We start from the raw sequence: 22,854 nt of genomic DNA on the forward strand, positions 1-22,854 counted from the left end.
TACCGATCGGTTCGGCTGCAGGCTACGCGAGGGTCAGCCCACCGCGAGCATGACCTCGACGACGGCGTCCAGCACGGCGTCGACCTGCGTCTCGCGGTAGCCTCCGCGCTGCACACGGAACGCGACGGAACGGACCTGCTCGGCCGTGATGGCGTCGCCCGTGGCGAGATAGCGCGCGATGCGGTCGGACACGATGTCGACCTCGCGGACGCTGTAGCCGTAGCGGAACACGCCGACGCGGTCGAACCGGCCCCCGCGCGGGCGGGAGAGGCGGTCGAGTACGACCTGCGCGGTGTCGCGGGTCTCGGCGACCCAGGCGCGCGCACCGAGCCGTGAGAGGGCGTACTCGCGCTCGCGGGCGGCGAAGGCGTCCTCGACCCGTCCGAGCGCGGCATCCACTGGTCCGATCGCGTAGCCGCCCCGCACGAGCGGGAAGGATGCCGAGCGCACCTCGGTCGAGCGGAGGGCGCCGGGCTCATCGGCCTCGAATGCGTCGCGCGCCTTCTCGAGGAAGGTGTCGACGGCCCGCTTCTCGTAGCCCTTCTTGCGTCCGGGGGCGTCGGGGAAGGGCGTCGAGCGGTCGGTGCGGGTATCTGTCATGACGCTCCCAGGGGCGAGAGGAGGTAGTACATCGCCAGCGCTGCCGTCGCGGACGGGAGGATCGAGTCCAGGCGGTCGAGGACGCCGCCATGCCCCGGCAGCCACGAACTCATGTCCTTGATGCCGAGGTCGCGCTTGAGCATCGACTCGCCGAGGTCGCCCACCGTGGCGGTGGCGAGCACGACCGCACCGAAGATGAGTCCGGTCCACCACGGCACCTGCAGCATGAACACGGCGAGGAGCACGCCCGCCGCGAGTGCGGCGACGCACGCGCCGGCGAAGCCCTCCCACGTCTTCTTCGGGCTGATCCGCGGGGCCATCGGATGCCGCCCGCCCCGACCGAACGTGAGGCCCGAGACGTACGCGCCCGTGTCGGCCACGACCGCGAGCACCAGGAACGCCAGGACCCACCATTCACCGCCGTCCTGCGCGAGCAGGACCAGCGCCATGCTCGTCAGGAACGGGACGTAGAGCTGCACGAACGCCGCGACGAGAACGTCGGCGAGCACCTCGGTGCGCGCTCTGCCGTCATTCGCGTGCAGTTGGGCGGTGAGGCGCCACACGATGACGAAGGCGACCGCGACGAACACGGCCACCCAGTGCAGCCACAGGCCCGCGAGGAAGCCACTCGCCAGCAGGAGCACGCCCGCCGTCAGCTGGGGAACCACGTCGACCCGGCGTCCCGACACCTGGAGTGCGCGCGAGAACTCGAGGACGGCCAGCACCATCGCGCCGAGCGCGAAGAAGGCGAACAGCCACTTGACGAAGATGAGCGAGGCGATGACGACGACGCCGATCGCGACGCCGATCAGGCTGGCCACGATCAGGTCGCGGCCCGTGCGCTGCTTGATGCGCTCGTTGGCCTGGTCGAACTCCGCGCGCGCGTGAGCGATGTGCTGCTCGGCATCCGTCCGCATGGCGCGCAACTGCGACTCGATCGCGGTCACGGTCTCACCGGTGGGAGGCGTGCGCCGCGCAGCGTCGCTCCTCCGTCCGGAGGGCGACTCGGCGGGCGCGGTCACATCGTCGTCGGGGGCCTGGGGCATGGGTCAGACCTCGAGCAGCTCGGCCTCTTTGCGCTTGAGCGCCTCGTCGATGGCGTCGACGTGCGCACGGGTCACACCGTCGAGCTCCTTCTCGGCGCGCACCAGCTCGTCTTCTCCGACGTCGCTCTTGAGCGCATCGAGGTCGTCCTTCGCTTTGCGGCGGAGGTTGCGCACCTGCACCTTCGCGTCCTCGCCCTTGCCGCGCACGATCTTGACGTACTCCTTGCGACGGTCCTCCGTCAGCTCGGGCATCGTCACGCGGACGATGTTGCCGTCGTTCGTGGGGTTGACGCCGAGGTTCGGCATGTCGCGGATGGCCTGCTCGATGGCCTTGAGCGCCGACTTGTCGTAGGGGTTCACCACGAGCGTGCGGGCCTCGGGGTTGTTGAGGGAGGCGAGCTGAGCGAGGGGCGTCGGAGAGCCGTAGTAGTCGACCAGGACCTTCTGGAACATCTGGGGGTTCGCGCGCCCGGTGCGGACGGTCGCGAAGTCCTCCTTGGCGGCCTCCACGGCGCGATCCATGCGCGCTCCGGCATCGGCGAGGACATCGGCGATCACGGTGACTCCATTCGTTGAAACTGAGGTCCCAGTCTAGTCGCGCGCGGGCCCGGAACCCGGGCCCGCGCCGCGCGTCACGAAGTGACGAGCGTACCGATGGTCTCGCCGAGCAGGGCGCGGGTGACGTTGCCGGCGGGCTCCATGCCGAACACCCGCATGTCCATCCCGTTGTCCATGCAGAGGCTGAACGCGGTCGAGTCCACGACCTTCAGACCCTTCTGCAGCGCGTCGCCGTAGGTGAGGTGGTCGAGCTTCGTCGCGGACGGGTCCACGCGCGGGTCGGCCGTGTAAACGCCGTCGACGCCGTTCTTGGCCACGAGCACCTCGGACGCACCGATCTCGAGCGCACGCTGCGCGGCAACGGTGTCGGTCGAGAAGTACGGCAGGCCGGCACCGGCGCCGAAGATCACGACGCGACCCTTCTCCATGTGCCGCTGCGCACGGCGGGGGATGTAGGGCTCGGCGACCTGGGTCATCGAGATCGCGGACTGCACGCGCGTGGCGGCCCCCGCCTGCTCGAGGAAGTCCTGCAGGGCGAGGGCGTTCATCACGGTGCCGAGCATGCCCATGTAGTCGGCACGGCCGCGGTCCATGCCGCGCTGGCTGAGTTCGGCGCCGCGGAAGAAGTTGCCACCGCCCACGACGATCGCGATCTCCACGCGATCCACCGCCTCGGCGATCTCCCGGGCGATCTGGCTGACGACGTCGGGGTTGACCCCGAGCTGTCCCCCACCGAAAGCCTCACCGGACAGTTTGAGCAGAACGCGGCGGCGCCGGGTCGCTTCATCGATCACGTGTCATGTCCTCTCGTCGGGTTCAAACTATCTCCCCCGCCGACGCGACCGATACGCCACGCGCGCAGGGAAAAGGCCCGGGATGCCATGGCATCCCGGGCCTTGTCATCGGTGCTTACGCGCCGACCTTGAAGCGGGCGAAGTCGGTCAGGGTGAGACCGGCGTCGGACGCGACCTTCGCGACGGACAGCTTGTTGTCCTTCGCGTAGTCCTGGTCGAGCAGGGCGACCTGCTTGAAGAACGCGTTCACGCGGCCCTCGACGATCTTCGGGAGCGCGGCCTCGGGCTTGCCCTCGTTGCGGGAGATCTCGGTGACGATCTCGCGCTCCTTCTCGACGTCGGCCTCGGGCACGTCGTCACGGGTGAGGAACGAGGGGTTGGCGAAGGAGATGTGCTGCGCGATGGAGCGAGCCGTCTCCGCGTCGTCGCCGGTGTAGGCGAGGACGACGCCGACCTGCGGCGGGAGGTCCTTGCTGGTCTTGTGCAGGTAGACCTCGAACTTGTCGCCGCGGATGGTGCGGACGCGACGGAGGTCGACCTTCTCGCCGATGATCGCGGCCTCGTCCGAGATGAGCTGCTCGACGGTCTGGCCGTCGGCGTCGGCGGCGAGGGCGGCCTCGACCGAGTCGGCACCGGCGGCGGCGGCCGCGGCGACGACCTTGTCGGCCAGCGCGATGAAGCGGTCGTTCTTCGCGACGAAGTCGGTCTCGCAGGCGAGCTCGAGCAGCGTCACGGCACCCTCGGTCTCGCGGGCGGTGACGAGACCCTCGCTCGTGGAGCGGTCGGCGCGCTTGGCGTTACCCTTCGCGCCCTTGAGGCGCAGGATCTCGACGGCCTTCTCGACGTCGCCGTCGGCCTCTTCGAGCGCCTTCTTGGTGTCGACCATGCCGGTGCCGAGCTGCTCGCGCAGGGCCTTGATGTCGGCGATCGTGAAGTTTGCCATGGTGTGGCGTCTCCTAAGTCGTTGGTGGTTCTGATGTGAGCTCGGCGGGGCCGCGCGCACCCCTGGGGGCGCGTACGACCCCGCCGGATCGTAGCCTGTGCGGGTGACGCCGCGGTGTCGCGGCGGCGCGCTTACTTGCTGTCGGTGGCCTCGGCGTCGGTGGCCTCGGCGTCGGCGGCCTCGGCGTCGGCGACCTCGGCGGTCTCCTCGCCGGACTCGGCGGCGACGGCCTCGTCGTGCGCCTCGGCGCCGGCGGCGTCGTCAGCGGACTCGGTCGCGGCCTCGACGGCCTCTGCACCGGTCTCGGCGGGGGTCTCGAGCAGCTCGCGCTCCCACTCGGCGAGGGGCTCGGCGGCCTCGTCCTCACCGGCGGGCTGGTGGCGCTGGATGAGGCCCTCGGCGGCGGCGTCGGCGATGATGCGCGTGAGCAGGCTCACCGAGCGGATCGCGTCGTCGTTGCCGGGGATCGGGTACTGGAACTCGTCGGGGTCGGCGTTGGTGTCGAGGATGCCGATCACGGGGATGCCGAGCTTCTTGGCCTCGTCGATGGCGAGGTGCTCGCGCTTGGCGTCGACGACCCAGATCGCCGAAGGGGTCTTCTGCAGGTTGCGGATACCACCGAGCGACTTGTGCAGCTTGTCGAGCTCGCGCTTCTTGAGCAGGAGCTCCTTCTTGGTGAAGCCGCTCTCGGCCGGGTTCTCGTAGTCGAGCTCCTCGAGCTCCTTCATGCGAGCGAGGCGCTTGGAGACGGTCGAGAAGTTGGTGAGGAGGCCACCGAGCCAGCGCTGGTTCACGTAGGGCTGGCCCACGCGGGTCGCCTGCTCGGCGAGGACTTCCTGCGCCTGCTTCTTGGTGCCGACGAAGAGGATGGTGCCGCCGTGCGCGACGGTCTCCTTGACGAACTCGTAGGCCTTGTCGATGTACGACAGCGACTGCTGGAGGTCGATGATGTGGATGCCGGAGCGCTCGGTCAGGATGAAGCGCTTGACCTTCGGGTTCCACCGACGGGTCTGGTGTCCGAAGTGAACGCCGCTGTCGAGCAGCTGGCGGATGGTGACGACGGCCATGGTCGTACTCCTGTTCTGAGGCGCTCTCGCGCCGTGGTTGCGGTTGTTTCGCGCCGATCGAGGGACCGGCGAGCCTGGTGCCCGGCGCACACCCGCCTTCCGCCGGAGCGGAGGACCGTGGGGTGTGGATGCCGCGCGGTGCGCTGACCCGAAGGCCAGCGCGGTGCGCTGTGGGCACGCGGAGTCATCCCGATGTACGAGATGCGTCCTCCAGCATACAGGACACCTCCTCCCCACGAGGTCCGATCCGTGCCCCGCCCACCGAACGGGGGATGCCGCGTACCGGCTCGTCGTCGCGCCGGGCACGCTGCACTCATGAGGACTCGTTTCACCGGTCGGCTGTCGCGGATGTCGGCATCCATCGCGGTCCTGCTGCTCGCCCTGGGCACCACCGCGGCGGATGCCGCCGAGCGCGACCCGCTCGCGGACCGGGGCTGGGCGTGGCCGGTCGCGGTGGTGCGGGTGGTGCGTCCGTTCGAGGCGCCCCCGGGCCCGTACGCCGCGGGCCATCGCGGCGTGGACCTCGGCGACGTCGAGCGCGTCCGCTCCCCCGCTCCCGGACGGGTGGCGTTCGCGGGAGAGGTGGCCGGGCGCCCCGTCGTCACGATCGACCACGGCGACGGCCTCGTGACGACGTTCGAGCCCGTCACGACGGTGCTCGGCGTGGGAGATCCCGTCGCGCGCGGCGACCCGATCGGCGAGGTGGCGGCGGGCGGCCACGTCGCGGGTGGTGCGGTGCACTTCGGTGTGCGGTGGAACGGCGAGTACGTCAACCCGCTGCGGTTGCTGGGCGGGGTGCCCCGCGCCGTGCTGCTGGCGTGCTGCTGAACGTCGGTCCCTGCCGTGATCCGCGGCGGATGGGATCAGCCGACGCTGTTGCCGCGCCCCTCGACCGTGCTGGTGCCGATCCCACCGCCGGCCGTGACGACGCTGTCCTGCCCTCGGAGGACGAGGGTGCCGAGCGCTCCCCCGGTCGAGATCGTCGCGCGGTCACCGCTGAGATCGAGGCGGCCGAGTGTCCCGCTCACGGTGAGCGATGTGTCGTTGCCCTGCACGGTGGCGTCATCGACCGCAGAGGCCGTGACGCGGAGGCGATCCCCCGACATCGTCAGCGTGGCGATCGTGGCGGCGCTCGCATCGACGGTGATCGCAGAGCCCGACACGGTGAGTCGGGTGCAGGTGCCGTCGACGCGGACCGACCGCTCGGATCCGGTCACCGTCGCGGTGCCCCCGTCGCCGCACGCGGTGACCGACGCGTCCCCCGGTGCGACGGATGCGGTCGTCCCGGGGGTAGGAGTCGTGGGCGTCTCGTCGGCGGGCGTGCCGCTTGGAGTCGGGTTCGCGCTCGGGGCGGCGGAGGTTCCGGATGCCGCCGGCGGGAGGCGGGTCACGACCGGTTGGGGCGCGAGACCGCAGGCGGCGAGCAGCGTCAGGGAGAGGAGGACCCCTCCCGTCGCCCAGACGAGTCGAGCACGATGCGCCACGGCTCTACGCTACGACCGCCGCCCGTCGCGCGCCACGACGGCGTGCGGCGTGTGCGACATGTCAGGCACGGGGGTGTGCGAGCCGGTAGGCCTCGCGGAGTCGCTCGGCGGAGACGTGGGTGTAGATCTGGGTGGTGCCGAGGCTGGCGTGCCCGAGGATCTCCTGCACCGATCTCAGATCGGCCCCGCCGTCGAGCAGATGCGTCGCGGCCGAGTGACGGAGCGCGTGCGGGCCGAGGGATTCCGCCCCCACCGCCGGCGCGACGACACGGGAGACCAGGGCATGAACGGTGCGGGGTCCGAGACGGCTGCCTCTGGCGCCGACGAACACGGCCGCGTCGGCATCCTCCGCGCGCGCCCGGAGGGCGGGCCGGCCCCGAACGAGGTAGGCGTCGAGGGCCCGTGCGGCCGGGGCGCCGTACGGGACGACGCGCTCCTTGTCTCCCTTGCCCCGCAGGCGCAGTGTGCGCCGCTCGTGATCGACGTCGTCAATGTCGAGCCCGCAGATCTCCGATACGCGCGCGCCGGTGCCGTACAGCAACTCCAGGAGCGCGTGATCGCGCAGGGCCACCGGGTCGCCCGTCTGCGCGGCCGCCTCCATTCGCGAGAGCAGTCCCTCCAGCGCGGGCGCGGTCGCGACGGTCGGGAGTGTGCGCCCGCGTTTGGGAGCCACGAGACGTTGGGCGGGATCTGCGTCGATGACGCCTTCCTCGCGCGCCCACGCCAGGAACCCTTTCACCGTTGAGGTCCTCCGCGCGGCCGTGGCCTTGCTGAGGCCCGAGGTGGTGGCATCCCACTGCCACTCGCGGAGCGTCTCGACGTCGATGTCGCGCATCTCGGGATCGCCCGAGGCGCGCGTGAGGTCCGCGAGATCGGAGCGGTAGGCGCGCACCGTTGCCGGTGAGAGCCGCCGCACGCTGCCGAGGTGGGAGAGGTACCCCTCGACCGCTTCCGAGATCCGCATGCGTCAAGACTGCCCCCGACGCCGACGGGCGGTGCGCAGGACGCGCGCGCCGCCACCGACCTGCCCGCCCCGGCGGCGGGCGGCCTCCGCCGAGCTCGGTTCTCACCGGCTCGGCCGCGACGATCGCCACAGGCCGTCCTCCGACCGCGCGGCGCGCCCGTCGAGGTCCGCGAGTCCGAGCAGGCCTCGAGTATCCGACTCCGAGAATCCCGCGCGCCGGGCGATCTCCTCGACGCTGCGGCCAGTGCGCGGCGACAGCGCGTCGAGCAATCGGCTGCTCTCGTCGGTGCGGCTTTCGGCGTTCTGACGAGGTGGGACGGCCGCGCCGAGCATCTCCCGCACATCCTCGGCGGAGGTGACGCAGACGCCGCCGAACTCGCGCAGGACGCGATGGCTGCCGGCCGAGGCCGCGCTGGTCACGGGACCGGGCACGGCACCGAGCGCGCGCCCGAGCTGGGCGGCATGCGCCGCCGTGTTGAGGGAGCCGCTCCGATGGCCCGCCTCCACCACGACCACCGCATCGGCCGACGCGGCGATCAACCGGTTCCGGGAGAGGAAGCGCCATTTGGTCGGAGCCGCGCCGCAGGGCGTCTCACTCACGACGCAGCCCGTTGCAGCGATACGCGAGAGCAGACCCTCGTGTCCCCGCGGATACGACCGGTCGACACCGCCCGCAAGGAACGCGATCGTCGTCCCGTCAGTCGACAGAGCTGCGCGATGCGCCGCCCCGTCGATACCGTAGGCGGCCCCGGAAATGATGGCCACTCCCGTTGCGGCGAGATCGGCGGCCAGATCGGCCGCCACGACCTCCCCGTACGGAGTCGCCGCGCGCGCACCGACGATCGCCACCGTCGAGGCGTCGATGAGCCGCCCGGGGTCGCCTTTGACCCACAGGCCGTGCGGCGCATGGACGCCGAGGTCGTCGAACCGTCGGGGCCAGCGGGGGTCCGACGGAACGAGGAACGTGGCGCCCGTTCGGCGCCCCGCGTCCAATGCACCGCGAACGGCAGCGCGGTCGGCCCGCGGACGCCATCGCGCTCGGGCCGCACTCCACTCGTCGTCGTCGTCGGCGTGCGCGATCCGGAGAGCGGCCTCCGCGCCGAACCTCGCGATGAGGTCCCCCGCCACCCCGTCGCCGGGTTCGGCCAGGACCGTCCAGCACGCCCGCGCGTACGCCTCCGCCCTGTCGACGGCACTCGCCAGGCCCAGCCCGGCCATCGCGGCATCCGCCGCGGCCCGTCCCATGTCGACGCCGTTCACGCGACGCTCCCCTGCCGGAGGAAGAGCGCGCGCCCCACGTCCTCTGCCCGGAGCCGGTCGTGCCCCGCGATGTCGGCGACGGTCCATGCCACGCGCAGGAGACGGTCGTACCCGCGCAGGGTGAGGGAGCCGCGGCGGAGGGCCGTGTCGAGTGGACGCAGCACCGCCGCATCGGGCGCGGCCGCACCCCGCAGCCATGTTCCCGGGACGTCGGCGTTGCGACGCCAGGGAGTCGCGGCCCACCGGTGCGCGGCGCGTTCGCGCGCAGACCCCACGATCGCGCGGGCGTCTCGCGTGGTCACGGCCGGCGCCGCATCCGACCGGCGCGCGTCCGACACGCGCTGTAGACGCAGGTCGAGGTCGATGCGGTCCAGCAGCGGCCCGGAGAGCCGTCGCGTGTACCGACGGATCGCCTGCGGTGCGCACTCGCACACTCCTCCCGGCACGCCGTGCTGCCCGCACGGGCACGGGTTCGTTGCGACGACTAGTTGAAACCGCGCGGGGAACGTCGCCGACACCCCGGAACGGTGCAGCTGGATCACCCCGCTCTCGAGCGGCTGACGCAGAGCGTCCAGCACGGAAGCCGGGAACTCGCCGCCTTCGTCGAGGAAGAGCACACCCTCGCTGGCCCGGGCGATGACGCCGGGCCGCACGACCCCCGAGCCCCCTCCGATCAGCGCCGCCGCGCTGGCACCGTGATGCGGGCTCTCGAACGGCGGTGTCCGACTCAGACGCGTCACGACCTCCCCCGAGAGGGAACGCACGGACGCGACCGACAGCGCCGCCTCGTCGTCGAGATCGGGCAGGATGCCGGGAAGACGACGCGCGAGCATGGTCTTCCCGGCGCCGGGAGGCCCGCTCATCAAGAGGTGGTGGCCGCCGGCCGCGGCGACGACCAGGGCGTCCACGGCATCCGGTTGTCCGAGGATGTCGGCCAGGTCGAGGGATTCTCCGCGGTCGACGGGAGGCTCCTCCGCGAGCACCGGAAGCAGATCGGGCGCCTCGCTGAGACCGCCGTGCCAGCGCACGACCTCCGCCAGGCAGGTCGCGGCGCGCACCTCGATGCCCTCGACGAGCTGCGCCTCGGCGGCATTCGCCGCGGGCACGACCACGCGCGATCGCCCGGCACGGTGCGCCGCGAGGACCGCCGGCAGCACCCCCGGGACGGGCCGCAGACGTCCATCCAGACCGAGCTCGCCGATGTGCACGGTGTCGGCGACGCGGGCGGCATCCATCATCCCCGTCGTCGCCAGAGCGGACACCGCGATCGCGACGTCGAACGCCGACCCGCGCTTCGGAAGGCTCGCGGGCGAGAGGTTGACCGTCAATCGACGCTTGGGGAGTTCCAGACCCCGGTTGGTGCAGGCGTTCCGCACTCTCCGGACCGCCTCGCCGAGCGCCTTGTCGGGCAGCCCGATGATGGCGAACTCAGGTGTCTGGTGCGACAGGTCGGCCTCGACCTCGACGAGGTCTCCCCGCACCCCGGTCAATGCCACCGCCCACGTGCGCGCGACGGTCACAGCGCGTCCTCGAGGTGCTCGAGTCGCGCGGTTCGCGGGTCGGCGCCGATCAGGGCGATCGCGTCGATGCGCAGACTCCGTCGCCGGGCCTCCTCCGGATGCACGGCGATCCACGCCATGGCCAGGCGCCACAGACGCTCGGCCTTGCGCTTGTCGATCGCCTCGAACGGGTGTCCGAACGCTTCACTCGTCCGGCTCTTCACCTCGACCACGACGAGCGTTCCCGCGGTCTCGGCGACGATGTCGATCTCGCCCTGCGGGCACCGCCAATTGCGGTCGAGGATGCGGAAACCGTTCGCGGTCAGGTGGCGGGCGGCCCGTTCTTCACCGGCTCGCCCGAAGTCGTCTTTCGCTGCCATGCCCGAGAGCGTGGCATCCAGGGTTCATGTCCCGACGGGCCGGAACCGGGATCCGGGGACAGCCCGGCGAATCGGGCTCCTGGGGAGGAACCGTCAGCTGTCGAGCGAGAGCTCTTCGGGCAACTGGAAGTCGCGGCGCGAGAGCTCCTCGACGTTGACGTCCTTGAACGTCAGCACGCGCACCGACTTCACGAAGCGGTCGGCGCGGTAGATGTCCCACACCCACACGTCGGTCATCGAGATCTCGAAGTAGAAATCGTGCTCGGTGTCGCGGCGGACGACATTCACGTCGTTGGCGAGATAGAACCGGCGTTCGGTCTCGATCACGTACTGGAACTGCGCGACCACATCGCGGTACTCGCGGTACAGGGCCAGTTCGAGTTCGCGGTCGTAGTCCTCGAAGACGTCGTCATCCATGGTCCTCCCATCCTAGGCGCGTTGCACGCCGGCGCCGACCGGGCGACCACCGCCCGCGCGTGTCAGAACAACGTCGGCGCCGGGGCGATCGCCCATGAACGCCGGTGGTGCACGCTCATGCCGTGCAGGCCGATCGCCTCGCGATGGTCCAGGCTCGCGTAGCCCTTGTTGCGCGCCCACCCGTACGCCGGCAGTTCGTCGTGCAGGCCGACCATCACGGAGTCGCGCGCGACCTTCGCGATGACGGATGCCGCCGCAGCACTCGCGCAGTCCCGGTCGGCCTTGATGATCGGCTTCACCCGGAGGCCGCTCTCCCCCGCCGGAGTGATGTAGTCGTGGTTGCCGTCGAGGATCACCAGCGCATCCTCGGGGATGACACCGTGCGCGCGGAGATCGGCGATCGCCCGCACCGCCGCGAGACCGAGGGCACGGATGATGCCGATCTCGTCAATCTCTTCGGAGCTGGCCCAGCCGACCGCGCTGTGCTGAACGAACGCGGCCGCGCGGGCGGCCACATCGGGACGGCGCGCCTCGGGAACCAGCTTGGAGTCGCGGAGCCCCGCGGGGACGCGCTTCCGAGACCGCGAAGGATCGATGACCGCCGCCCCCACCGCGACCGGACCCGCGAGGGCACCGCGACCGACCTCGTCGCACGCGATGATCAGCGCGTGCTCCTTGAGCAGGCGCCGCTCGAGGGTGAGAGTGGGCTCGATCACGGCGCGGACTCCGGCGCCGGCACCCCCGCGAACACGTCGTGGTGGAAGTCGATCGCGCCGAACCGGTTGAACGGCCAGGTGATGAGGAACGCGCGGCCCACCACGTTGTCGATCGGCACGAAGCCCTTCCCGGGCTGGTCCTGGTTGAAGCGGGAGTCCTTCGAGCTGTTGCGGTTGTCACCGAGCACCCACAGCGAGCCCGCGGGCACGGTGATGTCGTAGGGAACCGGCGACGGGGCCGCCGCGCCCGGCGCGAGCTTGACGTAGGGCTCGACCAGCGGCACGCCGTTGACCTCGGTCTGCCCGAGGGCGTTGCAGCACACCACGTGATCGCCGGGGGTTCCGATGACGCGCTTGATCAGGTGGTCGTCGCTGTCGGGTGCCGACAGGCCGACGAGCGACAGCACCCAGTCCGTGGCCTCGACGAGGGGCGGACGTTGCTCCTTGATCGTCGCCGGCAGCCACCCGCCCGGGTCGCGGAACACCACGACGTCGCCGCGGGCGTAGTCGCCGAAGCGGGGCGTCAGCTCGTCGACGAGGATCCGGTCGTTCACGAGCAGCGTGTCGTTCATCGACGCGGACGGGATGAAGAACGACCTCACGACGAACGTCTTCACGAGGAAGGAGACCACCAGCGCGATCAGCAGGATCACCACGACGTCGCGCAGGAACGTCAGCGCCCCGCGGCGTCGACGCGCGGTCGTGGCCGGGGCCGGAGGGGATGCGGTCTCGTCGCTCATGTTGATCCTTCGCCGGGCTCACCGCACACCGGAAGACCGCCCGACAAGCCTCGCACATTACGTCGCCCCCGCCGAACGGCACACGGCAACGAACCGGTATGAATGCGCGACCGCCGCGGCATCCGGGTGCCGACACCGCCGCGGAAACGGCGAACGCCCCGCGACGGATCGCGGGGCGTTCGAAGAGGCGGACTCAGCGGTCGCGCTTCTCCTTGATCTTGGCCTTCTTGCCACGCAGGTTGCGCAGGTAGTAGAGCTTCGCGCGGCGCACGTCACCACGGGTGACGACCTCGATGTGGTCGATCACGGGGCTGTGCACGGGGAAGGTGCGCTCGACACCGACCTGGAAGCTGACCTTGCGGACGCAGAAGGTCTCGCGCACGCCGTCGCCCGAGCGGCCGATGACGACGCCCTGGAAGACCTGGATACGCGAGCGGTTGCCCTCGGTGATGTTGACGTGCACCTTGACGGTGTCGCCGGGGCCGAAGACGGGGATGTCGGAGCGCAGCGAAGCCGCGTCGACGGAGTCGAGGATCTGCATGATCATCACTTCCTGCGACCGCCACAGGTCGATCGCACGATAAAGGGGAAAAGGTGAGGCGTGCCCGAGGCCGCGGATGCGGCGGACTCCCCTGAGGCAGAGTCTGTCAGGGCACAAACGCCTATTCTGCCACGGACGGACACGCCGACCAAACCGGCTCAGGACGCGGCGGGCTTCTCCGTGATGACGATGACGTCACCCTCGACGCGGGGACGCGGCTGTTCGCGCGTCGGCGGGATGTAGCCGGTGCCGTCGGTCGTGTGCAGGAGGGCGACCCCCGCCCGCGCCTCGTTCCACATCTGGGCCAGCGACGACCACAGCAGGACGAACGCCCCGACCACGCTCAGGACGAGCAGGGGGAAGAAGATCCGCGAATCGTAGAGCCCGAGCGCGATGACGACCACCTGCCACAGCCCGATGCCGACGACGTCGCGCCACGACGCGGCGCGCTCCAGGCGGACCGTGCCGCGGCCGCGGACGAGGAGCGCCACGAGGGTCTGCGTCACGAAGACCGCGGGGGCCGCGATGAAGAGCCACAGCAGAGCCCACCCGCTGCCGCCGCCGAACACGATCCACCCGACGAACAGCCACAGGGGCAGCAGGAAGGCGGCCGGGAAGAGCCAGCGGAGGAAGAAGCGGCGCAGCACCATGGACCGATGCTACGGGTGGGAGTTGTGCGGCTGCTTTGAACCGCGGCGCGCCCGCTCGCCACGGGCCGAGGCGGGACCCGGACCGTCCGGAAACCGCGGGTGCAGCCGCACGGTGCGAGCGGCGGGCAGCCGTGATCGGAGAGAATGGAGGTTCGAGGAAAGGGAACCACCGATGATCGAACTGCGCACCCCGGCCGAGATCGACGCCATGCGCCCGGCCGGCAGATTCGTCGCCGAGGTCCTGGCGACGTTGCGCGACGAGACGAAGGTCGGCACGAATCTCCTGCACCTCGACCGTCGCGCGCACGACATGATCCGCGCCGCCGGAGCGGAGTCCTGCTACATCGACTACCACCCGTCGTTTGGAGCCAGCCCGTTCGGCAAGGTGCTCTGCACCTCGATCAACGACGCGGTGCTGCACGGTCTCCCCCACGATTACGCGCTGCGCGACGGCGACCTGGTGTCTCTCGACTTCGCCGCCTCCGTCGACGGGTGGGTCGCCGACTCGGCCGTCTCGTTCGTCGTCGGCACCCCGCGCGACGAGGACCTGGCACTCATCGACACCACCCAGCGCGCCCTGGCCGCCGCGATCGACGCCGCGACGGTCGATCACAAGATCGGCGACATCTCCGCCGCCGTCGCCGCCGTCGCGCGCGCCGAGGGACTCAGCATCAACACCGACTTCGGCGGGCACGGAGTCGGGCGCACCATGCACGGCGACCCGCATGTCGCCAACGACGGCAAGGCCGGACGGGGCTACCCCCTGCGCGCCGGTCTCGTGCTCGCCCTCGAGCCGTGGTTCCTGCAGACCACGGACGAGCTGGTGACCGACCCCGACGGGTGGACCCTTCGCAGCGCGGACGGCTCGCGCGGCTCGCACTCCGAGCACACGGTCGCGATCACCGCGGACGGCCCCATCGTGCTCACCGACCGGTCGTTCCTCGGCGTCGACTGAGCGTCAGGCCGGTGGCATCCCCGATCCGGATGCCACCGGCCCCCGCCGGACGCGCAACCCACCGCGCCGGGCGTGCCGACGGCGAGGCTCAGTCGGCGAGGAGGTCGGGACGACGCTCGCGCGTGCGCTCGAGCTGCTGCTCGCGACGCCACGTCGCGACGGCGCCGTGGTTGCCGCTCAGCAGCACCGGCGGAACCTCGCGGCCGCGCCAGGACGCGGGCTTCGTGAAGGACGGGTACTCGAGCAGTCCGTCCTCGTGCGACTCCTCGACGAGGCTCTCGGGATTGCCGACGACACCGGGGATCAGACGCCCGATCGCCTCGACCATCGCCATGACGGCCACCTCGCCGCCGTTGAGCACATAATCGCCCAGGCTGAGCAGCCGGACGCGCCCGAGGTCGGCGGCGTAGTCGAACACGCGCTCGTCGATGCCCTCGTACCGGCCGCATCCGAAGACCAGATGCTGCTCCGTCGAGAGCTCCCGGGCGATCTTCTGCGTGAAGCGCTCCCCCGCCGGCGACGGGAAGACGATCACCGGTGCCGCCTCGGCATCCCGCGCGACGTCGTCGAGAGCCTCGCCCCACGGCCCGGGCTTCATGACCATTCCGGCGCCGCCGCCGTACGGGGTGTCGTCCACCGTGCGATGACGGTCGTGCGTGTAGTCGCGGAGATCGTGCACCCGGACGTCGAGCAGCCCGCTCTGCCGAGCCTTGCCCAGCAGAGACACCTCGAGCGCGTCGAAGATCGTCGGGAAGATCGAAACGACGTCGATGCGCACGTCAGTCCTCGCGGGAGTCGGCGGCCTCGTCGGAGTCGTCCGGAGCGGACTCCTCCCGGGGGGCGTCGTCGTCTCCCGGGAGCTCTTCGAAGAGCCCGGCGGGCGGCGTGACGACCACGCGACCGCCGTCGACGTCGACCTCGGGAACGATCGCGCTGACGAACGGCACCAGGACGTCGGCGTCCTCGCCGCGCCCGGTGGGTCGCACGATCAGAAGGTCTTGCGCCGGGAAGTGGTCGACGCGCACCACGCGACCGATGACGTCACCGTCGCGCACCACGTCGAGCCCCACCAGCTGGTGGTCGTACCAGGCATCATCCTCGGCCGGAGCGGTCTCGGTGTCCTGGTCGATCCACAGGATCGCCTTGACGAGCTCTTCCGCGGCCGTCCGATCGTCGACACCCTCGAAGAAGGCGACCGGGTGGGAGTTCATCCAGCGGAACTCGCGGACCGTCAGCTCGCGGCCGTGCCACGGCGAGGACTCGGGAACCTGCAGCGTGAAGGTCTTCCCGGGGACGAATCGTCCCTCGGGGTCATCCGTGTACAGCTCGATCTTGAAGGCGCCCTTGAGGCCGTGGGCCTTGACCAGGCGGCCCACACGGAGCTGGGTCTTGGCGGGCTCGGCGCCCGCGGTGTCGCCGGCCGACATCAGTCGTCGGCGACGTCGACGCGGACGCGCTGTCCGTCGGCGAGAGCCGTGATGAGGGTGCGCAGCGCTTTGGCGGTGCGACCGCCGCGCCCGATCACGCGACCCCGGTCATCGGGGTGCACGCGAACCTCCAGCACCTCGCCGCGGGGCGAGGAGGCGGAACGGATGGTGACGGCGTCGGGGTGATCGACGATCCCCTTGACGACGTGCTCGAGCGCGGCGGACAGCACGGGACTTACTCTGCCGAGGTCTCGGCGGCGGCTTCGGGCGCCTCGTCGGCGGCCGGGGCCTCGGCCTTCTTCTCGGCCTTGGGCTTGACGACCGACTTCTTCGCGGCGTCGGCCTCGAAGGCGGCCTTCGGCTCGCGGACCTTGACGGTGGACTTCGCGTCCTTCTCGCCCTTGAAGGTGCCCCAGTCGCCCGTGAGCTTGAGGATGGCGCGCACCTGCTCGGTCGGCTGAGCGCCGACGCCGAGCCAGTACTGGGCGCGCTCCGAGTCGACCTCGATGAACGAGGGCTCCTCGGTCGGGTGGTACTTGCCGATCTCCTCGATCACACGACCGTCGCGCTTGGTGCGCGAGTCGGCGACGACGATGCGGTAGTAGGGCGCACGGATCTTGCCGAGACGCTTGAGACGGATCTTGACAGCCACGATTTCTCCTGTGGTGGGAAATGAACGAACCGGTCGCCTGGAGCGTGGGGTGCACACCCGGCGGAAGCTCAAAGAGGAGGACCGGCGCTGGATAGAGGGTCGAGCACCTGGTCCGACCCTCTATTCTGCCAGATGACACGGCGGGTCGCGAACCCACCGGCGGCCGTGTCGTCATGTCAGACTGACCGGATGACGCTCCCGTTCGCCCCGTCCACGCGTTCCTCGGTCGGACTCGAATGGGAACTCATGCTCGCCGACCGCGAGACCGGCGACCTCGTCGGCCGTGCCCCCGAGATCCTCGACCTCGTCGAGGACGCCACGGCGCTCGAGCGCTTCACCGTCACCGGCGAGCTGCTGACCAACACGGTGGAGGTCACCAGCGGCGTCGGCCACACCGTCGCCGAGGCCGTGGACGACATCGCTGATGCCATCGGTGCGCTGCGCGCACAGACCGAGCCGCGCGGCATCGAGCTGCTGTGCGCCGGCAGCCATCCCTTCGCCCAGTGGTTCGAGCAGCAGGTCACCGACAAGACGAGGTACCACACGCTGATCGAGCGGACCCAGTGGTGGGGCCGGAACATGATGATCTGGGGCATCCACGTCCACGTGGGCGTCGATGACGTGGACAAGGTCATCCCGATCGTCAACGCGCTGACGGTGTACCTGCCGCATCTGCAGGCGCTGTCGGCATCCAGCCCGTTCTGGGCGGGTGAGCGCACCGGCTATGCGAGCAATCGAGCGCTCGTGTTCCAGCAGCTGCCCACCGCGGGCCTCCCCTGGCAGCTGAAGGACTGGGCCGAATTCGAGAGTTACCTCGACGACATGGTGCGGACGGGGGTGATGGCGGATGCCAGCGAGGTGCGCTGGGACATCCGTCCCGCGCCGCGCTGGGGCACCGTGGAGATCCGCGCGTGCGACGGAATGTCGACCCTGCCGGAGCTCGCCGCGGTGGCCGCCCTGGCGCAGACGCTCGTCGAGCACTTCTCGCGCCTGCTGGACGAGGGCAGGGAGCTCCCCGGCATCCCGCCGTGGTTCGCCCGCGAGAACAAGTGGCGCGCCGCGCGGTACGGGTTGGACGCACGGGTCATCGTGGATCGCCGCGGCACCCAGCGACACGTCGTCGAGCATCTGCGCGAGACCATGGACGAGATCGCCGACATCGCCGCGGAGCTCAAGTGCGCACGGGAGTTCGCGGGCCTCGAGACGATCCTGGCGACCGGCGGGAGCTCCGCCCGGCAGATCGCCGTGGCCGAGGCTGCGGACGGTGATCTGCGCGAAGTCGTGCAGCATCTCGTCCGCGAGTTCCGCGGAGGCCCGACTCTGCGGGAGCACCTCGCCGCGCTGCGGGTGTGACAGCACCCGCGAAGGCGAACACATAGGTTGGCGCCCGTAGGATCACGCCATGATCCCTCGGCGCCGTGTCGCGTTGCCCCTGGTGGCCGCCGTGGCCGCCGGGGGGATCGTCGTCCTCGCCGGCTGCGCGCCCGAGCGGACCGATCCCGTCCAGGCGCTGACTTTCCCGGCCCCGACGCCGGCAGCGGTCGCGGCGCCGAGCACATCGCTCGCGCCGCTGCGCGTGGTCACTCTCGGCGACTCCCTCATGTCGGGTGCGGGACTGCCGCTCGACGAGGCGTGGCCCGCCCTCCTCGCCCAGCGCGAGGACGTGTCGCTGACGAATCTGGCCTGCGGCGGCATGGGCTTCGTCGTCACGGGCGAATGCGGCACCGCGTACGCGGGCTTCTCCCCCGCGATCGCCGCCCTACAGCCCGACCTCATCATCGTGCAGTCCTCGAGCAACGACTTCTGGGAGGATTCCGACGAGATCCGCGCCGACACGGACGACACCGTCGCGCAACTGCACGACGCCGCCCCCGGAGCCCGCATCGTCGGCCTGAGCACTATCTGGAACGACGATCCCGACGTACCGGATGACACCGCCACCACCTCGGACGCGCTCCGGGACGCGGTCGACTCCGTCGGCGGAGCCTTCGTCGACGTGGGTCAACCGCTCGTCGGCCACCCGGAGTGGCTCCAGGACGACGACGTCCATCCCACGGCGCGCGGACAGAAAGCCATCGAGCAGACCGTCGTGTCGGCGCTCCAGGACGCGGGAGTCCTCCCCTGAGGGAGGCCCGTCCGCCCCGCGGGGGTCAGCCCCGACCGAGCAGCTTCTGCAGTTCGGCGAGGTCTTCCTCACTCGGCGCCTTCTGACCGCCCAGCCCGAAACCGGACCCGGTCGCGGGGGCGGCCGCGGCGATCCCGGCGTTCTCGGCGGCGCGCTTCGCGGGGTTGCCCGACCGCGACCCCTTCGCCTTCTGCTGCTTCCCGCGCTTCGAGGATGCGCCGGGCTTGCCCCCGATGGGACCCATGCCGGGGATGTTGGGCACCCCGCCGCGCGCGACCGTCTTCATCATCTTCGCGGCCTGCTCGAAGCGCTGCACAAGCTGGTTGACGTCGGTGACGGTCATGCCCGAACCGCGCGCGATGCGCAGGCGGCGCGAGCCGTTGAGCAGCTTGGGGTTCCGGCGCTCGGCGACGGTCATCGAGCGGATGATCGCCTCGGTGCGGTCGATCTCGCGCTCGTCGAAGTCCTCCAGCTGCTGCTTCATGGAGCCCATGCCCGGGAGCATCCCGAGCATCTTCTTCATGGAGCCCATCTTCTTCATCTGCTGCATCTGCTCGAGGAAGTCCTCGAGGGTGAAGGTCTCGGTCGCGAGCTTCTCGGCGACCTTCATCGCCTCGGCCTCGTCGAAGGCCGACTGCGCCTGCTCGATCAGCGTGAGGATGTCACCGAGGTCGAGGATGCGGGATGCCATGCGGTCGGGGTGGAAGGGCTCGACGTCGTCGAGACCCTCACCGGTCGACGCGAAGATGATCGGGCGCCCGGTGACCGACGCGACGGACAGCGCGGCACCACCGCGCGCGTCACCGTCGAGCTTCGACAGCACGACGCCGGTGAAGTCGACGCCGTCCTGGAACGCCTTCGCCGTGTTCACGGCATCCTGACCGATCATCGCGTCGATGACGAAGAGCACCTCGTCGGGCTGGGTCGCCGTGCGGATGTCGGCGGCCTGCTTCATCAGCTCGGCGTCGACACCGAGGCGGCCCGCGGTGTCGATGATGACGGTGTCGTACTGCTTCTGCTTGGCGTACTCGACGCCGTCGCGGGCGACCTTCACGGGGTTGCCGACGCCATTGCCCGGCTCGGGCGCGTAGATCGCGGCACCAGCGCGCTCGGCGACGACCTGCAGCTGGTTCACGGCGTTGGGGCGCTGAAGGTCGCACGCCACCAGGAGAGGCGTGTGGCCGTCCTTCTCGAGCATCTTCGCGAGCTTGCCCGCGAACGTCGTCTTTCCCGATCCCTGCAGGCCCGCGAGCATGATCACGGTCGGCGGGTTCTTGGCGAACCGTAGACGGCGCTGCTGGCCGCCCAGGATGCCGATGAGCTCGTCGTTCACGATCTGCACGACCTGCTGCGCGGGGTTCAGTGCACGGTTGACCTCGTCACCGAGGGCGCGCTCGCGCACCGCCGCGGTGAACTCCTTGACGACGGGCAGCGCCACGTCGGCGTCGAGCAGGGCGCGCCGGATCTCGCGGACCGTCCCGTCGACGTCGGCAGGGGTGAGCTGCCCCTTCTTGCGCAGATTGCGGAAGGTCTCTGTGAGCCGGTCGGAGAGGGTGCCGAAAGTCGCCATGATGGGACGAGTTTACGCGGCCCCGCTGCAGACCGCCGCCGCGCGCCGGCACATCGTCAGCGATCCGCGCAACCTCAGTCCTCATCCGGCGCGTACGACTGACCCTGCGCGCATCACGGACGACACGACCCCGGATGCCGCGCCCTCACGCCGCGTCGAGCGCCTCCGACAGCGTCTCGGTGAGCGAGCGGCCCGCCGTGTGATCCGCCCAGGCCCAAACCGCCGCGAGCACCGCCGCCGACAGCGCCCCCGCCCCGACCTGTGCCGCAAGCGGAGACGCGCCCTCGCGCACCAGCCGCGCGGCCGCCTCCCGCTGCAGACGGAACTGGCGGATCGCGCGATCGCGGTCGAGTTCGGCGCCGATCCCCATGGCATCCGCGTTCACGATGGCCAGCGCCAGCGCGTCGGGCGCGAGGCCGTCTCCGATGGCGAGGAACACCTCCCGGACGGAACCGCCCTCGCGGAGGTCGCCGACCGCGGCGTCGACCCGCGCGTCGAAACCCGACCAGAGGACGTCGCTCTTCGCCGAGAAGTAATTGAAGAAGCTCGAGCGGCTCACGCCGGCACGGCGCGTGATGTCCGAGACCGACGTCGCGTCGTACCCCTTCTCGAGGAAGAGTTCGCACGCCGCTTCCGACAGCACCTCGCGCGAGGAGGCGCGAGGGCGACCGGTGCGGGATTCGGTGGCCATGCCGTCAGCCTAGAGCGCGGTGGGTCATGTATTCTTGGACCCAATCCATAAACAGGGAGCGCTGATGCTCGACATCCTTCGCGCGGGGCTCGCCCCCGACTACGTGCCCTACCTCGACGGCTGGGCGCTCCAGCGCGCGGTGCACGCCGACGTGCTCGCGGGCGTCCGCCCCGACACGCTGCTGCTTCTGGAACACGAATCCGTGTACACCGCGGGCAAGCGCACCGAAGCCCACGAGCGCCCCACCGACGGCACCCCGGTGATCGACGTCGATCGCGGCGGCAAGATCACCTGGCACGGCCCCGGGCAGCTCGTCGGCTACCCCATCGTCCGTCTCCCCGAGCCGCTCGACGTCGTCGCCCACGTCCGCCGGCTCGAGGGCCTGCTCATCTCGGCGCTCGCCACGCACGGCGTCGAGGGTTTCCGCGTCGAGGGCCGCAGCGGCGTGTGGGTGCGCCGCCCGCTCGGCGTCGACAAGGTCGCAGCAATCGGCGTCCGCGTCGAGAAAGGTGTCACCATGCACGGGTTCGCGGTCAACTGCGACAACACCCTCTCCGGATTCCGGGGCATCGTGCCCTGCGGGATCACGGATGCCGGCGTCACGACGGTGAGCGAGGTCCTCGGGGCCGACATCTCCCCCGCCGACATCGTCGCCAGTGTCGAGACCGCCTTCCACGCCGAGTACGCGGCGGTCGCCGCGTGAGCGCCTGCGGGACCGGCAGCGCCGGGGGCGCGGCATCCACCGCCCCGAACGGACGCAAGCTCCTACGCCTCGAGGTGCGCAACGCGCAGACGCCGATCGAGCGGAAGCCCGAGTGGATCAAGACCAAGGCGCGCCTCGGGCCCGAGTACACGGCCCTCCAGAACCTCGTGAAGACCGAGGATCTGCACACCGTGTGCCAGGAGGCCGGCTGCCCCAACATCTTCGAGTGCTGGGAGGACCGCGAGGCGACGTTCCTCATCGGCGGCTCGCAGTGCACGCGCCGCTGCGACTTCTGCCAGATCGACACCGGCAAGCCCGCCGACTACGACACCGACGAACCGCGCCGAGTCGCGGAGAGCGTGACGCGCATGCAGCTGCGCTACGCGACGGTCACCGGCGTCGCCCGCGACGACCTCCCCGACGAGGGCGCGTGGCTGCACGCCGAGACCGTGCGCCGCATCCACGCCGAAAATCCGGGCACCGGCGTCGAGATCCTCGCGACGGACTTCTCGGGCAACCCCGCGTTGCTCGAGGAGGTCTTCTCCTCACGGCCCGAGGTCTTCGCGCACAACGTCGAGACGGTGCCGCGCATCTTCAAGCGCATCCGTCCCGCGTTCCGGTACGAGCGGTCGCTCGGCGTGCTCACCGCCGCGCGCGACGCCGGGCTCATCACGAAGTCGAACCTCATCCTCGGCATGGGCGAGGAGCCCGAGGAGGTCGTCCAGGCCCTCCAGGACCTGCACGACGCCGGGACCGACATCATCACGATCACGCAGTACCTGCGGCCGACCCCGCGGCACCTTCCCGTGCAGCGCTGGGTGAAGCCCGCGGAGTTCGTCGAGTTCAAGGAGGAGGCCGAGCGCATCGGGTTCCTCGGCGTTCTCGCCGGCCCCCTCGTGCGCTCCTCCTACCGCGCGGGACGCCTGTGGGCGCAGTCCATGGTGTCGAAGGGCCGCGAGATCCCGCCGCACCTCGCCCACCTCGCGAAGGACATCGCGGCGGCGGACGCGGGCTTCGCGCAGGCGGTCTGAGACGCGTCGCGCAGGCGGTCTGAGACGCATCGCGCAGGCGG

Annotated in this window: 28 protein-coding genes; 6 read left to right on the plus strand and 22 right to left on the minus strand. The window is 70.7% G+C overall.

Annotated elements, in window-relative coordinates; all coding sequences use genetic code 11:
- Window positions 1-33: 33 nt before the first annotated feature.
- The 6 genes from P8R59_RS15600 to rpsB form a co-directional block, all read right to left on the minus strand.
- Entirely contained in the window at window positions 34-600 is a 567-nt protein-coding gene (locus P8R59_RS15600; protein WP_077051615.1) for a DivIVA domain-containing protein, read from the minus strand.
- Window positions 597-1,646 (minus strand): phosphatidate cytidylyltransferase, encoded by a 1,050-nt coding sequence (locus P8R59_RS15605; protein ID WP_278101807.1) that lies wholly within the window; start codon window positions 1,644-1,646, stop codon window positions 597-599. Before P8R59_RS15605 ends, P8R59_RS15600 begins: the two co-directional genes overlap by 4 nt.
- Before the next feature lie 3 nt (window positions 1,647-1,649).
- On the minus strand, window positions 1,650-2,204 hold the full coding sequence (gene frr, locus P8R59_RS15610) for a ribosome recycling factor (RefSeq protein ID WP_076490281.1): 555 nt from the start codon (window positions 2,202-2,204) through the stop codon (window positions 1,650-1,652).
- Between the two features lie 74 nt (window positions 2,205-2,278).
- Window positions 2,279-2,998, minus strand: coding sequence for a UMP kinase (pyrH, locus tag P8R59_RS15615; RefSeq protein WP_077051617.1), 720 nt, complete (start codon window positions 2,996-2,998; stop codon window positions 2,279-2,281).
- A gap of 115 nt (window positions 2,999-3,113) precedes the next feature.
- Complete coding sequence (tsf, locus tag P8R59_RS15620; RefSeq protein ID WP_278101808.1) at window positions 3,114-3,941, minus strand: translation elongation factor Ts; 828 nt, start codon at window positions 3,939-3,941, stop codon at window positions 3,114-3,116.
- A 131-nt stretch (window positions 3,942-4,072) separates the two neighbouring features.
- Window positions 4,073-5,008, minus strand: a complete 936-nt coding sequence (gene rpsB / locus P8R59_RS15625) for a 30S ribosomal protein S2 (protein ID WP_278101809.1) — start codon at window positions 5,006-5,008, stop codon at window positions 4,073-4,075.
- 315 nt (window positions 5,009-5,323) lie between these two features.
- Between rpsB and P8R59_RS15630 the strand changes: the two genes are divergently transcribed.
- Entirely contained in the window at window positions 5,324-5,836 is a 513-nt protein-coding gene (locus P8R59_RS15630) for a M23 family metallopeptidase (RefSeq protein WP_278101810.1), read from the plus strand.
- A 35-nt stretch (window positions 5,837-5,871) separates the two neighbouring features.
- Here P8R59_RS15630 and P8R59_RS15635 read toward each other — a convergent pair whose 3' ends face one another.
- From P8R59_RS15635 to P8R59_RS15680, 10 genes are all read right to left on the minus strand, one after another.
- Complete coding sequence (locus P8R59_RS15635; RefSeq protein ID WP_278101811.1) at window positions 5,872-6,492, minus strand: DUF3060 domain-containing protein; 621 nt, start codon at window positions 6,490-6,492, stop codon at window positions 5,872-5,874.
- A gap of 61 nt (window positions 6,493-6,553) precedes the next feature.
- Window positions 6,554-7,456, minus strand: a complete 903-nt coding sequence (locus P8R59_RS15640; protein WP_278101812.1) for a tyrosine recombinase XerC — start codon at window positions 7,454-7,456, stop codon at window positions 6,554-6,556.
- Window positions 7,457-7,558: 102 nt separating this feature from the next.
- The gene (gene dprA, locus P8R59_RS15645) at window positions 7,559-8,716 is read right to left on the minus strand and encodes a DNA-processing protein DprA (RefSeq protein WP_341210378.1); all 1,158 of its coding nucleotides are present in this window, start codon (window positions 8,714-8,716) and stop codon (window positions 7,559-7,561) included.
- Window positions 8,713-10,236 (minus strand): YifB family Mg chelatase-like AAA ATPase, encoded by a 1,524-nt coding sequence (locus P8R59_RS15650; protein WP_278101813.1) that lies wholly within the window; start codon window positions 10,234-10,236, stop codon window positions 8,713-8,715. The genes dprA and P8R59_RS15650 overlap by 4 nt, the downstream gene beginning before the upstream one ends.
- The gene (locus P8R59_RS15655) at window positions 10,233-10,595 is read right to left on the minus strand and encodes a YraN family protein (protein ID WP_278101814.1); all 363 of its coding nucleotides are present in this window, start codon (window positions 10,593-10,595) and stop codon (window positions 10,233-10,235) included. Before P8R59_RS15655 ends, P8R59_RS15650 begins: the two co-directional genes overlap by 4 nt.
- 93 nt (window positions 10,596-10,688) lie before the next feature.
- The gene (locus P8R59_RS15660) at window positions 10,689-11,012 is read right to left on the minus strand and encodes a DUF2469 family protein (RefSeq protein ID WP_278101815.1); all 324 of its coding nucleotides are present in this window, start codon (window positions 11,010-11,012) and stop codon (window positions 10,689-10,691) included.
- A gap of 62 nt (window positions 11,013-11,074) precedes the next feature.
- Window positions 11,075-11,728 carry a ribonuclease HII gene (locus P8R59_RS15665; RefSeq protein ID WP_077051625.1) on the minus strand — a complete coding sequence of 218 codons (654 nt, stop codon included), beginning with the start codon at window positions 11,726-11,728 and terminating at the stop codon, window positions 11,075-11,077.
- Window positions 11,725-12,468, minus strand: a complete 744-nt coding sequence (lepB, locus tag P8R59_RS15670) for a signal peptidase I (RefSeq protein WP_278101816.1) — start codon at window positions 12,466-12,468, stop codon at window positions 11,725-11,727. Before lepB ends, P8R59_RS15665 begins: the two co-directional genes overlap by 4 nt.
- Window positions 12,469-12,661: 193 nt before the next feature.
- Complete coding sequence (rplS, locus tag P8R59_RS15675; RefSeq protein ID WP_076491715.1) at window positions 12,662-13,009, minus strand: 50S ribosomal protein L19; 348 nt, start codon at window positions 13,007-13,009, stop codon at window positions 12,662-12,664.
- Window positions 13,010-13,167: 158 nt separating this feature from the next.
- Window positions 13,168-13,659 (minus strand): MFS transporter permease, encoded by a 492-nt coding sequence (locus P8R59_RS15680; RefSeq protein ID WP_077051627.1) that lies wholly within the window; start codon window positions 13,657-13,659, stop codon window positions 13,168-13,170.
- Window positions 13,660-13,831: 172 nt separating this feature from the next.
- Here P8R59_RS15680 and map point away from each other — a divergent pair, with 172 nt between their 5' ends.
- A complete protein-coding gene (gene map / locus P8R59_RS15685; protein ID WP_278101817.1) occupies window positions 13,832-14,614 on the plus strand; it encodes a type I methionyl aminopeptidase in 783 nt (260 codons plus the stop codon).
- Between the two features lie 88 nt (window positions 14,615-14,702).
- Here map and trmD read toward each other — a convergent pair whose 3' ends face one another.
- From trmD to rpsP, 4 genes are read right to left on the minus strand one after another with little or no spacing between them, the layout of a single operon-like run.
- The gene (trmD, locus tag P8R59_RS15690) at window positions 14,703-15,392 is read right to left on the minus strand and encodes a tRNA (guanosine(37)-N1)-methyltransferase TrmD (protein ID WP_278101818.1); all 690 of its coding nucleotides are present in this window, start codon (window positions 15,390-15,392) and stop codon (window positions 14,703-14,705) included.
- A 1-nt stretch (window position 15,393) separates the two neighbouring features.
- Complete coding sequence (rimM, locus tag P8R59_RS15695) at window positions 15,394-16,041, minus strand: ribosome maturation factor RimM (RefSeq protein ID WP_278101819.1); 648 nt, start codon at window positions 16,039-16,041, stop codon at window positions 15,394-15,396.
- Window positions 16,041-16,271 (minus strand): RNA-binding protein, encoded by a 231-nt coding sequence (locus tag P8R59_RS15700; RefSeq protein ID WP_278101820.1) that lies wholly within the window; start codon window positions 16,269-16,271, stop codon window positions 16,041-16,043. The genes rimM and P8R59_RS15700 overlap by 1 nt, the downstream gene beginning before the upstream one ends.
- Before the next feature lie 5 nt (window positions 16,272-16,276).
- Window positions 16,277-16,693: a 30S ribosomal protein S16 gene (rpsP, locus tag P8R59_RS15705; RefSeq protein ID WP_077051632.1), complete on the minus strand. Its 417-nt coding sequence runs from the start codon at window positions 16,691-16,693 to the stop codon at window positions 16,277-16,279.
- A gap of 189 nt (window positions 16,694-16,882) precedes the next feature.
- Here rpsP and P8R59_RS15710 point away from each other — a divergent pair, with 189 nt between their 5' ends.
- Window positions 16,883-18,046, plus strand: coding sequence for a glutamate--cysteine ligase (locus P8R59_RS15710; RefSeq protein WP_278101821.1), 1,164 nt, complete (start codon window positions 16,883-16,885; stop codon window positions 18,044-18,046).
- Window positions 18,047-18,095: 49 nt separating this feature from the next.
- The gene (locus tag P8R59_RS15715) at window positions 18,096-18,818 is read left to right on the plus strand and encodes an SGNH/GDSL hydrolase family protein (protein WP_278101822.1); all 723 of its coding nucleotides are present in this window, start codon (window positions 18,096-18,098) and stop codon (window positions 18,816-18,818) included.
- Between the two features lie 25 nt (window positions 18,819-18,843).
- Here the strand turns inward: P8R59_RS15715 and ffh are convergent, their stop codons facing one another.
- Together ffh and P8R59_RS15725 are read right to left on the minus strand one after the other, a co-directional pair.
- The gene (gene ffh / locus P8R59_RS15720) at window positions 18,844-20,388 is read right to left on the minus strand and encodes a signal recognition particle protein (protein ID WP_278101823.1); all 1,545 of its coding nucleotides are present in this window, start codon (window positions 20,386-20,388) and stop codon (window positions 18,844-18,846) included.
- A gap of 145 nt (window positions 20,389-20,533) precedes the next feature.
- The gene (locus tag P8R59_RS15725) at window positions 20,534-21,079 is read right to left on the minus strand and encodes a TetR/AcrR family transcriptional regulator (RefSeq protein WP_278101824.1); all 546 of its coding nucleotides are present in this window, start codon (window positions 21,077-21,079) and stop codon (window positions 20,534-20,536) included.
- A 64-nt stretch (window positions 21,080-21,143) separates the two neighbouring features.
- Between P8R59_RS15725 and lipB the strand changes: the two genes are divergently transcribed.
- Both lipB and lipA read left to right on the plus strand, forming a co-directional pair.
- Window positions 21,144-21,782 (plus strand): lipoyl(octanoyl) transferase LipB, encoded by a 639-nt coding sequence (gene lipB / locus P8R59_RS15730; protein ID WP_278101825.1) that lies wholly within the window; start codon window positions 21,144-21,146, stop codon window positions 21,780-21,782.
- Window positions 21,779-22,813, plus strand: coding sequence for a lipoyl synthase (gene lipA, locus P8R59_RS15735; RefSeq protein ID WP_077051638.1), 1,035 nt, complete (start codon window positions 21,779-21,781; stop codon window positions 22,811-22,813). The genes lipB and lipA overlap by 4 nt, the downstream gene beginning before the upstream one ends.
- Window positions 22,814-22,854: the final 41 nt, after the last annotated feature.

Source organism: Microbacterium proteolyticum, assembly GCF_029639405.1.
Lineage (GTDB): Bacteria > Actinomycetota > Actinomycetes > Actinomycetales > Microbacteriaceae > Microbacterium.

Excerpts from the sequence above, each read along its gene's own strand:
- P8R59_RS15660 (WP_278101815.1), bottom strand. The coding sequence starts at position 11,012 with ATGGATGACGACGTCTTCGAGGACTACGACCGCGAACTCGAACTGGCC.
- P8R59_RS15680 (WP_077051627.1), bottom strand. The coding sequence starts at position 13,659 with ATGGTGCTGCGCCGCTTCTTCCTCCGCTGGCTCTTCCCGGCCGCCTTC.
- P8R59_RS15715 (WP_278101822.1), top strand. The coding sequence starts at position 18,096 with ATGATCCCTCGGCGCCGTGTCGCGTTGCCCCTGGTGGCCGCCGTGGCC.
- P8R59_RS15655 (WP_278101814.1), bottom strand. The coding sequence starts at position 10,595 with ATGGCAGCGAAAGACGACTTCGGGCGAGCCGGTGAAGAACGGGCCGCC.
- rimM (WP_278101819.1), bottom strand. The coding sequence starts at position 16,041 with ATGTCGGCCGGCGACACCGCGGGCGCCGAGCCCGCCAAGACCCAGCTC.
- tsf (WP_278101808.1), bottom strand. The coding sequence starts at position 3,941 with ATGGCAAACTTCACGATCGCCGACATCAAGGCCCTGCGCGAGCAGCTC.
- map (WP_278101817.1), top strand. The coding sequence starts at position 13,832 with ATGATCGAACTGCGCACCCCGGCCGAGATCGACGCCATGCGCCCGGCC.
- P8R59_RS15600 (WP_077051615.1), bottom strand. The coding sequence starts at position 600 with ATGACAGATACCCGCACCGACCGCTCGACGCCCTTCCCCGACGCCCCC.
- P8R59_RS15725 (WP_278101824.1), bottom strand. The coding sequence starts at position 21,079 with ATGGCCACCGAATCCCGCACCGGTCGCCCTCGCGCCTCCTCGCGCGAG.
- lepB (WP_278101816.1), bottom strand. The coding sequence starts at position 12,468 with ATGAGCGACGAGACCGCATCCCCTCCGGCCCCGGCCACGACCGCGCGT.
- rplS (WP_076491715.1), bottom strand. The coding sequence starts at position 13,009 with ATGCAGATCCTCGACTCCGTCGACGCGGCTTCGCTGCGCTCCGACATC.
- P8R59_RS15630 (WP_278101810.1), top strand. The coding sequence starts at position 5,324 with ATGAGGACTCGTTTCACCGGTCGGCTGTCGCGGATGTCGGCATCCATC.
- P8R59_RS15605 (WP_278101807.1), bottom strand. The coding sequence starts at position 1,646 with ATGCCCCAGGCCCCCGACGACGATGTGACCGCGCCCGCCGAGTCGCCC.
- ffh (WP_278101823.1), bottom strand. The coding sequence starts at position 20,388 with ATGGCGACTTTCGGCACCCTCTCCGACCGGCTCACAGAGACCTTCCGC.
- P8R59_RS15640 (WP_278101812.1), bottom strand. The coding sequence starts at position 7,456 with ATGCGGATCTCGGAAGCGGTCGAGGGGTACCTCTCCCACCTCGGCAGC.
- lipB (WP_278101825.1), top strand. The coding sequence starts at position 21,144 with ATGCTCGACATCCTTCGCGCGGGGCTCGCCCCCGACTACGTGCCCTAC.
- rpsB (WP_278101809.1), bottom strand. The coding sequence starts at position 5,008 with ATGGCCGTCGTCACCATCCGCCAGCTGCTCGACAGCGGCGTTCACTTC.
- P8R59_RS15710 (WP_278101821.1), top strand. The coding sequence starts at position 16,883 with ATGACGCTCCCGTTCGCCCCGTCCACGCGTTCCTCGGTCGGACTCGAA.